The following is a 12401-nucleotide window of genomic DNA, read 5'->3' as shown; positions in this document are numbered from 1 at the left end:
CATTTAATGAGGCTTTCGCTATGACCGCTCCCATTGCTGTTCGCCGACTCAACGCCGCTGACCAGGATTTCGCCCAGCACCTGGATTATCTGCTGAGCTGGGAGAGTGTGTCCGACGATGGCGTCAACCAGCGCGTGCTGGAAATCATCCAGGCCGTACGCCAGCGTGGCGATGCTGCCCTGGTGGAATACACCCAGCGTTTCGATGGCCTGGAGGTCGCTTCCATGGCCGACCTGATCCTGCCGCGCGAGCGCCTGGAGTTGGCCCTGACCCGTATCAGCCCGGCTCAGCGCGAGGCGCTGGAAGTCGCCGCCGAGCGCGTGCGCAGCTACCACGAGAAGCAGAAACAGGATTCCTGGCGCTACACCGAGGCCGATGGCACCGTACTGGGCCAGAAGGTCACCCCGCTGGATCGCGCCGGCCTGTACGTGCCGGGCGGCAAGGCGTCCTATCCGTCCTCGGTGTTGATGAACGCCATCCCGGCTAAGGTCGCCGGGGTCCCCGAGGTGGTGATGGTGGTGCCGACCCCGCGCGGCGAGATCAACGAGATCGTCCTGGCTGCCGCCGCCATTGCCGGCGTCGACCGCGTGTTCACCATCGGTGGCGCTCAGGCCGTGGCCGCGCTGGCCTATGGCACCGAGAGCGTGCCGCCGGTCGATAAAATCGTAGGGCCCGGCAATATCTACGTCGCCACCGCCAAGCGCCATGTGTTCGGCAAGGTGGGCATCGACATGATTGCCGGCCCGTCAGAGATTCTCGTGGTCTGCGACGGCCAGACCGACCCGGACTGGATCGCCATGGATCTGTTCTCCCAGGCCGAGCACGACGAAGACGCCCAGTCGATTCTGGTCAGCCCGGATGCCGCCTTCCTCGATCGCGTGGCTGCAAGCATCGCCAAGCTGTTGCCGAGCATGGAGCGTGCCGAGATCATCCGCACCTCGCTGGAAGGGCGTGGCGCGCTGATCCAGGTGGCCGACATGGCCCAGGCCATCGAGGTGGCCAACCGCATCGCCCCCGAGCACCTGGAACTGTCGGTGGCCGATCCGGAGGCCTGGCTGCCCGAGATTCGCCATGCCGGCGCCATCTTCATGGGCCGTTACACCGCAGAAGCACTGGGTGATTACGTGGCCGGGCCGAACCATGTGCTGCCCACTTCTGGCACTGCGCGCTTTTCCTCGCCGCTGGGGGTGTACGACTTCCAGAAGCGCTCGTCGATCATCTTCTGCTCGCCGGATGGCGCGTCGGAGCTGGGCAAGAGCGCCTCGGTGCTGGCCCGTGGCGAGTCGCTGACCGCGCACGCCCGTAGCGCCGAATACCGCATCAAACCCTGAGGGTAGGGTGCGCCGTGCGCACCTTGTGAATGTTTTGGTGCGCACGGCGCACCCTACGGGATCACGCTTCGCAGGTTGAACGAAGCGATATCCATCGCCCATGTAACGCATTTCGAGGAGAGAAGGGCAGATGAGCAAATTCTGGAGCCCCTTCGTCAAAGACCTGGTGCCCTATGTGCCAGGCGAGCAACCCAAGCTGAGCAAGCTGGTCAAGCTCAACACCAACGAGAACCCCTACGGCCCGTCGCCGAAGGCCATCGCAGCCATGCAGGCCGAGGTCAACGACAACCTGCGCCTGTACCCCGATCCCAACGGTGATCGGCTGAAGCAGGCGGTGGCCGAGTATTACGGCATCCAGCCAGCGCAGGTATTCGTCGGCAACGGCTCCGACGAAGTACTGGCACATGCTTTCCACGGCCTGTTCCAGCATGATGCCCCCTTGCTGTTCCCGGATATCAGTTACAGCTTCTATCCGGTGTATTGCGGCCTGTATGGCATCGAATACCAGCAGGTGGCGCTGGACGAGCAGTTCCAGATTCGCGTCGACGACTATGCCCGGCCCAATGGCGGCATCATCTTCCCCAACCCCAATGCGCCGACCGGCTGTCTGCTGCAGCTTGACGCCATCGAGCGCCTGCTGCAGACAAACCCGGATTCCGTGGTGTTGGTGGACGAGGCCTATATCGACTTCGGCGGCCAGACGGCGATCGCCCTGGTCGACAAGTACCCCAACCTGCTGGTCACCCAGACTCTGTCCAAGTCGCGTTCGCTGGCTGGCCTGCGCGTCGGTATCGCGGTCGGTCACCCGGATCTGATCGAAGCGCTGGAGCGGATCAAGAACAGCTTCAACTCCTACCCGCTCGATCGCATCGCCATTGCCGGTGCGGCGGCGGCGTTCGAGGATCGCGCCTACTTCGAGAATACCTGCCAGCAGGTGATCGACAGCCGCACAGCGGTGGTAGCTGGCCTGCAAGGGTTGGGCTTCGAGGTGTTGCCGTCGGCGGCCAACTTCGTCTTCGCCCGCCATCCGGGCAAGGATGCCGCCACCCTGGCGGCCGGCCTGCGCGAGCAAGGGGTGATCGTGCGTCACTTCAAGCAGGAGCGCATCGCTCAGTTCCTGCGCATCACCATCGGTACGCCGGAGCAGAACCAGGCCCTGCTGGACGCATTGCAGGGCCTGTAACGGCTCGCTGCAGGAGCGCGCGAAGTCGCTCCTGCAGCGCTCTATCAGTGATGATGACCCTGGCCGACGAAGGTCAGGGAGGCGAACAGGCCGCGGGTTTCGATATCGGCGTCATCCTTGACCGGCAGCTCGACCTCGGCGGCGATGATGTTGAGGCCCTGGTTGCGCACCAGTACCTTGGCGCGGCCCTCGGCATCGGTGGTGGCGCTGATCTCGTCCGGCGCCCCCCGGTAATCGCCCACCAGCTTGATACCGGCCATGGGCTTGCCATCCACCAGCACGCGCACCGGTAGCGGTTTGCCCGGGCCAACCTGCAGGGGATCGACTTCCGGCACGATCACCATTTTCAGTTGTTTCAATTCCGGCAGCCTGGCGCCTTCGCTGTAGATCGCCAGGCTGTACTTGTAGGTGTGCAGCGACTGCGTGGAGTCCGGCACCTGGCTGCGCCCCTGGTTGATCCACTGGCCATCCGGGGTCTTCGACCAGGCACCATTATCCAGTGCCACGGCCATGATCGCCGGTGGCTTGAGCGGTTGCAGGCGGGCGTGGTCGGCCAGGCGCTCGACCGTCACCGGAATCATCTTACCGTTTCTGTCATAGGCCCAGGCGCCGCTGATCTTCGTGGCGTCGAAGGCATTGTCTTCTTCACCATGCCCGTAAACCGTTTCGATATTGCCGCGCCGCTGTTCCGTCCACAGACCGTGGGCCAGGACGTTACCGCAGGCGAACAGGCCGGTGAGCAGCAGGCAGGTACTCAGACGCATGAACAATCTCCAGATAGGGGCGGGGCATCAGTTCCTGGTCGGGCTGATGCAGGAATGTAAATGTAATAACGTTTCATTTGTGCTGCAAGCGACCTTGACTGAGGTCAGGTCGCGTTGAGTCAATTACCGTTGGCGGGAGGGCGGACGCCGATTTCGGCAGTCAGGTCGAGGGTTTTGCCATTGCGCAGGACTTCGATGCGGATCTTGTCGCCTGGCTTGGTGCGCGCGACCTGGTTCATCGAGCGGCGTCCATCGCCTGCCGGCTGGCCGTCGATGCTGAGGATCAGATCGCCGGGTTGCAGCCCAGCCTTCTGCGCCGGGCCATCGCGGTAAAGGCCGGCCACCACGATGCCGGGGCGCCCTTCCAGGCCGAAGGACTCGGCCAGCTCGGGGGTCAGTGGCTGCACCTCGATGCCCAGCCAGCCACGAATCACCTGGCCGTGCTCGATGATCGCCTGCATCACTTCCAGCGCCAGCTTGACCGGGATGGCGAAGCCGATGCCCTGCGAGCCGCCGGACTTGGAGAAGATCGCGGTGTTGATGCCCACCAGGTTGCCACGCGCGTCCACCAGTGCGCCGCCGGAATTGCCCGGGTTGATGGCGGCATCGGTCTGGATGAAGTCCTCGTAGGTGTTGAGGCCCAGTTGGTTGCGCCCGGTGGCGCTGATGATGCCCATGGTCACGGTCTGGCCGACGCCGAAGGGGTTACCGATGGCCAGGGCGACGTCGCCGATGCGCAGGCTGTCCGAGCGTCCCAGGGTCATGGCAGGTAGGTTGTCGAGGTCGATCTTGAGTACCGCCAGATCGGTTTCCGGGTCGCTGCCGACCAGGCGCGCGTGGGTTTCACGGCCGTCCTTGAGGGCCACGACTATCTCGTCGGCACCGCTGACCACATGGTTGTTGGTCAGCAGATAGCCTTCCTTGCTCATCAGCACGGCCGAACCCAGACTCGACTCCATGCGTTGCTGGCGGGGCAGGTTATCGCCAAAGAAACGGCGGAAGGCCGGATCCTCGAACAGCGGATGGCTCGGCTTGCTCACCAGTTTGGTGGTGTACAGGTTGGCCACGGCGGGCGAGGCGATGTCCACGGCATCGGCATAGGACACCGGGCCTGCCTGCGCGCGTTTGGAGGCAGGTGCCTGCACCAGTTGCACATCCGTGCTGGGCAGGCCTACCCATTGCGGGTAGCGCTGAATCAGCAGCAGGGCGATGAGCACGCCGACCAGCAGGGGCCAGCCGAGAAAACGCAGTGCCTGTGGCATCGAGACAATCCTGAGGGTTGCGGGGGTTAGAGGCGCCCCTTAAGGTGGCGCATTATAGTGAGGTACGCCGCAATAAGGCAGCGGCCTCGCAATAGCTTGAGAGGAATCTTAATGGCCATTGCCTTGTCTACCCTGGTTGGCGAAGCTGACCGTTTGCTCAATTCATCGCGCATCAGTGATTACTGCCCCAATGGCCTGCAGGTCGAGGGGCGGCCCCAGGTGCTGCGCATCGTCAGCGGGGTGACCGCCAGCCAGGCGCTGATCGAAGCGGCCATCGAGGCCGAGGCCGATGTATTGCTGGTGCACCATGGCTATTTCTGGAAGGGTGAGAACCCCTGCGTCACCGGCATGAAGCAGCGACGCCTCAAGGCGTTGCTGGCCCATGACATCAGCCTGCTGGCCTATCACCTGCCGCTGGACGTGCACCCCGAGGTGGGTAACAACGTGCAGTTGGCGCGCCAGCTCGGCATCGTCGTCGAGGGCCCGCTGGAGCCGGACAATCCGCGTACCGTCGGCCTGGTCGGTTCGTTGGAGGAGCCGCTCAGTGCCGCCGACTTCGCCCGTCACGTGCAGCAGGTACTGGGTCGTGAGCCGCTGTTGGTCGAGGGCGACGGGCCGATCCGTCGGGTCGGCTGGTGCACCGGCGGCGGTCAGGGCTATATCGACCAGGCGATTGCCGCGGGTGTCGACCTGTACCTCACCGGCGAAGCTTCCGAGCAGACCTTCCACAGCGCCCGCGAGAATGGCGTGAGCTTCATCGCCGCCGGCCATCACGCCACCGAGCGTTACGGGGTACAGGCGCTGGGTGACTACCTGGCGCGTCGTTTCGCCCTCGAGCACCTGTTCGTCGATTGTCCGAACCCGGTGTGAACCGGGCTTTCCTCCCGATATAACACTAGAACCTTTTGGTCTAACCAGCGTCCTGGCTATAAGCAGACGCTGTGTTAGAGTGCCCGCTCGTCCACGGCCCGCCGGCCCATAACAGCAAACCGTGAGTAGCCATGCTCGACAAACTGACCCATCTCAAGCAGCTAGAGGCGGAAAGCATCCACATCATTCGTGAAGTGGCCGCCGAATTCGACAACCCGGTGATGCTCTATTCCATCGGCAAGGATTCCGCCGTGATGCTGCACCTGGCCCGCAAGGCCTTCTTCCCTGGCAAGCTGCCGTTCCCGGTGCTGCACGTCGACACCCGCTGGAAATTCCAGGATATGTACCGCTTCCGCGAGAAGATGGTCAGTGAATACGGTCTGGATCTGCTCACCCACATCAACCCCGATGGTGTGGCGCAGGACATGAACCCCTTCACCTACGGCAGTGCCAAGCACACCGACGTGATGAAGACCGAGGGCCTCAAGCAGGCGCTGGACAAGTACGGCTTCGACGCCGCTTTCGGTGGTGCGCGCCGCGACGAAGAGAAGTCGCGCGCCAAGGAGCGCGTGTATTCCTTCCGCGACAGCAAGCATCGCTGGGATCCGAAGAACCAGCGCCCCGAGCTGTGGAACGTGTACAACGGCAAGGTGAAGAAGGGCGAGTCGATCCGCGTCTTCCCGCTGTCGAACTGGACCGAGCTGGACATCTGGCAGTACATCTATCTGGAGCAGATCCCCATCGTGCCGCTGTATTTCGCCGCCGAGCGCGAAGTGATCGAGATGAACGGTGCGCTGATCATGATCGACGACGAGCGCATTCTCGAACACCTGACACCTGAGCAGAAGGCCAGCATCACCAAGAAGATGGTGCGCTTCCGCACCCTGGGCTGCTACCCGCTGACCGGCGCCGTGGAATCCACCGCCACCACGCTGCCGGACATCATCCAGGAGATGCTCTTGACCCGTACTTCCGAACGTCAGGGCCGCGTGATCGATCACGATGCAGCCGGATCGATGGAAGAGAAGAAACGTCAGGGATACTTCTAAGCCACAAGCTGCAAGCGACAAGCTTCAAGTGGAATGGAGCAGGGCGAAATGGATTTCGAGAAGCTGGATGTCTGGCAACGGTCGAAGTCACTGGCCGTGCAGATCTACCGAGGGCTTCAGGACTGCCGTGATTATGGCTTTCGTGATCAGCTAGGGCGTTCGGCCTTGTCCATTCCCAGCAATATCGCCGAGGGCATGGAGCGAGGTAGCGGCAAGGAAAAGTGCCACTACCTGCGCATTGCCAAGGGCTCGTGTGCGGAACTGCGAACCTAGCTGATGATAGGCAGTGAAATAGGCTACGTTCCCGACTCGCTTGCAGCAGCGTGGATACAGGAAACCCGAGAGCTTTCCAGAATGCTCAGCGGGTTGATCAACAGAATCTCAGGTTAGCCACCGCTTTGGCTTGCCGCTTGAAGCTTGCAGCTTGGAGCTAAGAAAGATGAGTCACCAATCCGATTTGATCAGCCAGGACATCTTCGCCTACCTGGCCCAGCACGAGCGCAAGGAACTGCTGCGCTTTCTTACCTGCGGCAACGTCGACGACGGCAAGAGCACGCTGATCGGCCGTCTGCTGCACGACTCCAAGATGATCTACGAGGATCATCTGGAAGCCATCACCAAGGACTCGAAGAAGGTCGGCACCACCGGCGATGACATCGACCTGGCGCTGCTGGTCGACGGCCTGCAGGCCGAGCGCGAGCAGGGCATCACCATCGATGTGGCCTACCGCTACTTCTCCACCGCCAAGCGCAAGTTCATCATCGCCGACACCCCCGGCCATGAGCAGTACACGCGCAACATGGCCACCGGTGCCTCGACCTGCGACCTGGCGATCATCCTCATCGACGCCCGCTACGGCGTGCAGACCCAGACCCGTCGGCACAGCTTCATCGCCTCGCTGCTGGGCATCAAGCACATCGTCGTCGCCGTCAACAAGATGGATCTCAAAGACTTCGATCAGGGCGTGTTCGAGCAGATCAAGGCCGATTACCTGGCCTTCGCCGAGAAGATCAACCTGCGTCCGACCACCCTCGAGTTCGTGCCGATGTCGGCGCTCAAGGGCGACAACGTGGTGAACAAGTCCGAGCGCTCGCCCTGGTACACCGGCCAGTCGCTGATGGAGATTCTCGAGAGCGTGGAAGTGGCGGGCGACCGCAACTTCGACGACCTGCGCTTCCCAGTGCAGTACGTCAACCGCCCCAACCTCAATTTCCGTGGCTTCGCCGGCACGCTGGCCAGCGGCATCGTGCGCAAGGGCGACGAGGTGATGGCGCTGCCCTCGGGCAAGAGCAGTCGGGTCAAGTCCATCGTCACCTTCGAGGGCGAGCTGGAGCACGCCGGCCCGGGCCAGGCCATCACCCTGACCCTGGAGGACGAGATCGACGTGTCCCGTGGCGACATGCTGGTGCATGCCGACAATCGCCCGCAGGTCACCGACAGCTTCGAGGCCATGTTGGTGTGGATGGGCGAAGAGCCGATGCTGCCGGGCAAGAAATACGACATCAAGCGCGCCACCAGCTATGTGCCGGGCTCGATCCCCAGCATCGTCCATCGCGTCGACGTCAACACCCTGGAGCAGGGCGCGGCCAGCGAGCTCAAGCTCAACGAAATCGGTCGGGTCAAGGTGGCGCTGGATGCCTCGATCGCCCTCGATGGCTACGAGCACAACCGCACCACTGGCGCTTTCATCGTCATAGACCGCCTGACCAATGGCACCGTTGGTGCCGGCATGATCATCGCCGACCCGGTCGGCCATGGTGGTGGTCAGCATGGTCGTCTGGCCCACGTGTCTACCGAAGAGCGCGCCTCGCGTTTCGGCCAGCAGCCGGCCACCGTGCTGTTCAGCGGCCTGTCCGGCGCCGGCAAGAGCACCCTGGCCTATGCGGTCGAGCGCAAGCTGTTCGACATGGGCCGTGCCGTTTACGTGCTCGATGGCCAGAATTTGCGTCACGACCTGAACAAGGGCCTGCCGCAGGATCGCGCCGGGCGTGCCGAGAACTGGCGCCGCGCCGCTCACGTGGCGCGGCAGTTCAACGAGGCCGGCTTGATCGCTCTGGCGGCCTTCGTCGCCCCGGATGCCGAGGGGCGTGAGCAGGCCAAGGCGCTGATCGGTAGCGAACGTCTGGTCACTGTCTACGTTCAGGCGTCGCCGCAGATTTGCGCCGAGCGCGACCCGCAGGGCCTGTATGCCGCCGGCGGTGACAATATCCCGGGCGAGGGCTTCCCCTACGATGTGCCGCTGGATGCCGATCTGGTGATCGACACCCAGACGCAGTCGGTCGAGGAGGGCGTCAAGGCGGTGCTGGAGTTGCTGCGCAGCCGCGGCGCGATCTGACTCGCCGCTGTACCTTCATAACGCCGGGCTCATGCCTGGCGTTGTGCTATCTGCCAGCCGCTAACGAAGGTCACGCAGGCGTTGTCTGTCCGCCTCATGGCTCAGGGCCTGCTCGGCTCGCTCGAGCGCGCGCTGCGCTTGCTCGAAGGCGGCCTGGCGGAAAACCGTATCGCCCATCTGGCTGAGCGCCAGGAGCGTTCTGCGCAACTTCATCTGCACCTCGATCAGGGCGGCGCCGTCGCGGGCGATGGGATTGAAGGCATCCTCGAACAGGCTCTGCGTGTGCAGCGCCTCCACCCAGACCCTGGGAAAGCGTGGTTCCTGGTCGGTTTTCTGATCCCGTGCCCAGGTGCAGAGAATGCGCGCCTGGCGGCCCAGCACGTCGATTGCTGTGCCCGGATCGTTGATCGCCGGTGACAGGGCGCGGGAGGCGATTTCGCTCAATACTGCCAGGCCGAAGCGCGGGTCTTGCTCGAAACTGCGTTCCTTGCCGATAGTGAACGCCTCGCGGATGCATTTCAGCGCGTGCGGGGCTTCGTCGTCCTGGCACGGGCTTGGGATCCAGGCCAGCGGCGTATCGGGATAGACGAAGGTGCCGGGCGCTGCCAGCAGGTGGATATCGCTGTCCAGGCAATCGGCTTGTTCGGCCAGAGCGGCCATGTCGACATGCTGCACATAGCCGACCGTATCAGCCGTCAGGCACAGGGCACTTTCTGGGATCGCCTGGTTGGCGGGCGCCGGGCTGCCGCCCAGGTAGGGATTGGCACAGCGCCAGTCGATGGCGCGTTGGGTGGTCTCCTCGACGCGCTCGGTGGTTTCGCCGACGCGACCCAGGCGGGTCAGATGATCGATCCAGCGCAGCAGGCTGACCACCACCAGGGCGATCACGACGATGGTCACGATGAACAGGACGAAGCGACCCTTGTCGCCATAGGCGCCGGTCTTGAGCACGACGATGCCGACGATGCTGAACAGGAAGGAGCCGATGAAGCTGGACAGTACGTTCTGCGTCAGGCGGTCTTCGATCAGCAGCTTGATCGCGCGGGGCGTGACGTTGCTGGTGGCAGCGCTGTAGGCCGAGGTCATCACGCTGAGGCTGAAGGTGGTTACCGCGAGCATGCTCGAGGCGATGATATTGAGAATGCTGTCGACCGCATCGGAGCCGATGGTAGTGGCTAAGTCCCAGGGCGCCAGGTGTTCGGTCAGCGCGGCCAGGCCGGCGGCGATGCCCAGTGCTCCGATCAGCGTGGCGCGAAACCAGAGCTGCCGGGTCAGTCTTGTCAGGAGCCATTGCCAGCGCGACATGAGGTGTCCTTGGGAAGGGAAACGCTTCCGATCATAGCTGGCCTTGTCCGGCAGAGCATGTATGGGGCAAAAATAAGGTTCTTCGCAATTTCAGGGGAATAGCTGGTTGACTCCGGACTGGCAATTTTGTGTGTTGGTTTCGGTTGTTTTCGGTGTTCAAGCTGCTTATTGGCGTTTAGCTGACGTCTCTTGTTTCGCCCCCCGGCGACCTTCTTTTGTCAAACGCCACAAAAGAAGGCAAAAAGGCTTGGCCCCGCCATCCGGCCCCGGCTTCGCCGGGGTTCGTTCGCTCCATCGCCGCTCCGAGGGTCGGCGTACATGGGCCATCCCTGGCCCATTACGCCTCTCGCAGCATCCATGCTGCTCGCCCCTCTACGCAACGATTCCACTCACCCTCCTGAAGGGGCCATTCGCGCGCCTGAACGAACGGGCACTCCATAGGTTGCTCGGCGTGTTCTGGTAGCTGTGGAACCGCGATTTGGCTATCGAATTAAACCAATACTTTCATTCGTGTAGTTTCAGCTTGCCGGCCTGCAGCCGGCATCTTGGTCAGCCCTTAAGGCTGACCCATGTTCAAGCACTCCGTGCTACTTCTGGGTTACCGCAGGTTCAGGCGCGTGCAGAGCCCGCCCAGGAGGGCGAACGGAATCGTCGTGGAAGAGGTCGAGCGACATGGATGTCGCGAGAGCCGCGATGGGCCAGGGATGGCCCACCGTCGGTGGGCCGCATCCGGTCGGGCCTCTGGAACGGCGACGGAGTGAGCGAACCCTGGCGAAGCCAGGGCCGGATGATCGGGCGGAGGGTTTTGGTTACTTTTGCCCGTCAAAAGTGACTCGCCCGGGAGGGCGAAACAAAGAACATCAGCAAAAACGCGGCAATTCGGAACAGGCACAAGAACAACCAACACCGTATTGCCAGTCCGGTATCAAGCCTGAATTCCCGAGATTCCTCGAAGAACCAAAAACAACGCCCCGGCAGAGCGGGGCGTTGTTGGTCATGCAGATATGATCAGGGCTTCTTCAGGCCATAGCTTTCATCGAGCATGCCTGGGCCATCGCTCTTGGGCGCATAGTCCTTGGGCATTTCATAATTCTTCGGCGGGGTCAGTCGCTCGCGCTTCTCACCGCTTTCGGCATTGTTGAGGCTGGCCAGCAGGCGTTGCCGGGTCAGCTCGTCCAGGGCCAGGCGGTTGGCGCCGTCGGACAGGTGCTCCTGCACGTCCTGGTAGCTCTGGGTGAGTTTCTTCACCAAGTTGGCGGTGGTGTTGAAGTGAGTCACCACTTCGTTCTGGTAGGCCTCGAAGCGCGCCTGCATTTCATCCATCTGCCGCTGCGTCCGGCTCGGCGCGGCATTGGGCGCCAGGCGGGCGAGCACAAAGCCCACGGCAATGCCGACCACCAGGGTCAGGGCAGGTATCAACCAGGCTGTAACGGTCTGTTCCACGAGTCCTTCCTCTCAAAACGGCTTTGCTTTACGTTAGCGGCTTGAGCCTGTGCTGTATATGTTTACCGCGCAGGCAGTTTGCTAGACGAGTCGACCCGTTGCGGGGTCACGGAGTTCAGTGTTGCTCAGTCGCGAAACCCCTCTTTTCATTCGAGGCCCTGTGGGCGAACTCGAAGCCCTTCAACTGGAAGTGCCGAACGCCCGAGGCGTGGCGCTGGTTTGCCATCCCAACCCGGTGCAGGGCGGCACCATGCTCAACAAGGTGGTCTCCACGCTGCAGCGTACCGCGCGCGATTGCGGCTACAACACCCTGCGTTTCAATTATCGTGGCGTGGGCGCCAGCGCTGGCAGCCATGATATGGGCACTGGCGAAGTGGATGATGCCGAAGCCGTCGCCGCCTGGCTGCAGGCACACTACCCGAACCTGCCCATCACCTTGCTGGGCTTTTCCTTTGGCGGCTTCGTCGCTGCTGCACTGGGCGCGCGCCTGGAGGCGCAAGGCCGGGTGCCGAGCAAGCTGTTCATGGTCGCCCCCGCCGTGCATCGCCTGACCGCCGAGACGCCGCCGGCCAGTCAGTGCCCGTTGGTGGTGATCCAGCCCGAAGCGGACGAAGTGGTCGAGCCCCAGGCCGTGTATGACTGGTCGGCCAAGCTCGGGCGTGCCCATGAGCTGCTGAAAGTGGCAGAATGCGGTCACTTCTTTCACGGCAAGCTGACGGATCTGAAGGAACTTCTTCTGCCGCGTCTGTGAGCCTGGCGTAGGGTGCGCTGCGCGCACCTGCATTCGTGTGGTGCGCATGGCGCACCCTACGACCAACCTGGCATTCGAGGCATTCCGCGAGGCGACCCGCGCGAGCGC

General features: G+C 62.9%; 10 protein-coding genes and 1 pseudogene. 7 read left to right on the top strand and 4 right to left on the bottom strand.

What is annotated here, in order from left to right:
* Window positions 1-20 precede the first annotated feature (20 nt).
* Together hisD and hisC are read left to right on the top strand one after the other, a co-directional pair.
* Entirely contained in the window at window positions 21-1331 is a 1311-nt protein-coding gene (gene hisD / locus PVE35_RS20650; RefSeq protein WP_277372834.1) for a histidinol dehydrogenase, read from the top strand.
* Window positions 1332-1461: 130 nt separating this feature from the next.
* Window positions 1462-2514 carry a histidinol-phosphate transaminase gene (gene hisC, locus PVE35_RS20645; RefSeq protein ID WP_277372833.1) on the top strand — a complete coding sequence of 351 codons (1053 nt, stop codon included), beginning with the start codon at window positions 1462-1464 and terminating at the stop codon, window positions 2512-2514.
* A 44-nt stretch (window positions 2515-2558) separates the two neighbouring features.
* Here the strand turns inward: hisC and PVE35_RS20640 are convergent, their stop codons facing one another.
* Window positions 2559-3278 carry a DUF4198 domain-containing protein gene (locus PVE35_RS20640; RefSeq protein WP_277372832.1) on the bottom strand — a complete coding sequence of 240 codons (720 nt, stop codon included), beginning with the start codon at window positions 3276-3278 and terminating at the stop codon, window positions 2559-2561.
* A 119-nt stretch (window positions 3279-3397) separates the two neighbouring features.
* Window positions 3398-4540, bottom strand: a complete 1143-nt coding sequence (gene algW / locus PVE35_RS20635; protein ID WP_268178950.1) for a Do family serine endopeptidase AlgW — start codon at window positions 4538-4540, stop codon at window positions 3398-3400.
* A gap of 111 nt (window positions 4541-4651) precedes the next feature.
* Here algW and PVE35_RS20630 point away from each other — a divergent pair, with 111 nt between their 5' ends.
* The 4 genes and pseudogenes from PVE35_RS20630 to cysN all read left to right on the top strand — a co-directional run bounded on the left by PVE35_RS20630 (window position 4652) and on the right by cysN (window position 8794).
* Window positions 4652-5410: a Nif3-like dinuclear metal center hexameric protein gene (locus tag PVE35_RS20630; RefSeq protein WP_268178949.1), complete on the top strand. Its 759-nt coding sequence runs from the start codon at window positions 4652-4654 to the stop codon at window positions 5408-5410.
* Between the two features lie 131 nt (window positions 5411-5541).
* Entirely contained in the window at window positions 5542-6459 is a 918-nt protein-coding gene (gene cysD / locus PVE35_RS20625; protein ID WP_159971489.1) for a sulfate adenylyltransferase subunit CysD, read from the top strand.
* A 48-nt stretch (window positions 6460-6507) separates the two neighbouring features.
* Window positions 6508-6849: pseudogene (locus PVE35_RS20620) on the top strand (four helix bundle protein).
* A 49-nt stretch (window positions 6850-6898) separates the two neighbouring features.
* Window positions 6899-8794, top strand: a complete 1896-nt coding sequence (gene cysN / locus PVE35_RS20615) for a sulfate adenylyltransferase subunit CysN (protein WP_268178946.1) — start codon at window positions 6899-6901, stop codon at window positions 8792-8794.
* Window positions 8795-8854: 60 nt separating this feature from the next.
* Here cysN and PVE35_RS20610 read toward each other — a convergent pair whose 3' ends face one another.
* Window positions 8855-10099: a DUF2254 domain-containing protein gene (locus PVE35_RS20610; RefSeq protein WP_277372831.1), complete on the bottom strand. Its 1245-nt coding sequence runs from the start codon at window positions 10097-10099 to the stop codon at window positions 8855-8857.
* A 1008-nt stretch (window positions 10100-11107) separates the two neighbouring features.
* Window positions 11108-11542 carry a DUF1043 family protein gene (locus PVE35_RS20605; protein WP_268178944.1) on the bottom strand — a complete coding sequence of 145 codons (435 nt, stop codon included), beginning with the start codon at window positions 11540-11542 and terminating at the stop codon, window positions 11108-11110.
* Window positions 11543-11663: 121 nt separating this feature from the next.
* Here PVE35_RS20605 and PVE35_RS20600 point away from each other — a divergent pair, with 121 nt between their 5' ends.
* Window positions 11664-12293 carry an alpha/beta fold hydrolase gene (locus PVE35_RS20600; protein ID WP_277372830.1) on the top strand — a complete coding sequence of 210 codons (630 nt, stop codon included), beginning with the start codon at window positions 11664-11666 and terminating at the stop codon, window positions 12291-12293.
* The last annotated feature ends 108 nt before the right edge of the window (window positions 12294-12401 follow it).

The organism is Pseudomonas sp. AA-38 (assembly GCF_029457475.1).
In the GTDB taxonomy this organism is placed as follows: Bacteria; Pseudomonadota; Gammaproteobacteria; order Pseudomonadales; family Pseudomonadaceae; genus Aquipseudomonas.
Note: the sequence above shows the minus strand (reverse complement) of the source record. Positions and strands in the feature narration are given on the sequence as shown.

What these genes read in the sequence shown, in the direction of transcription:
- hisC (WP_277372833.1), top strand. Translation starts at nt 1,462, where the DNA reads ATGAGCAAATTCTGGAGCCCCTTCGTCAAAGACCTGGTGCCCTATGTG.
- cysN (WP_268178946.1), top strand. Translation starts at nt 6,899, where the DNA reads ATGAGTCACCAATCCGATTTGATCAGCCAGGACATCTTCGCCTACCTG.
- cysD (WP_159971489.1), top strand. Translation starts at nt 5,542, where the DNA reads ATGCTCGACAAACTGACCCATCTCAAGCAGCTAGAGGCGGAAAGCATC.
- PVE35_RS20640 (WP_277372832.1), bottom strand. Translation starts at nt 3,278, where the DNA reads ATGCGTCTGAGTACCTGCCTGCTGCTCACCGGCCTGTTCGCCTGCGGT.
- PVE35_RS20630 (WP_268178949.1), top strand. Translation starts at nt 4,652, where the DNA reads ATGGCCATTGCCTTGTCTACCCTGGTTGGCGAAGCTGACCGTTTGCTC.
- hisD (WP_277372834.1), top strand. Translation starts at nt 21, where the DNA reads ATGACCGCTCCCATTGCTGTTCGCCGACTCAACGCCGCTGACCAGGAT.
- PVE35_RS20610 (WP_277372831.1), bottom strand. Translation starts at nt 10,099, where the DNA reads ATGTCGCGCTGGCAATGGCTCCTGACAAGACTGACCCGGCAGCTCTGG.
- algW (WP_268178950.1), bottom strand. Translation starts at nt 4,540, where the DNA reads ATGCCACAGGCACTGCGTTTTCTCGGCTGGCCCCTGCTGGTCGGCGTG.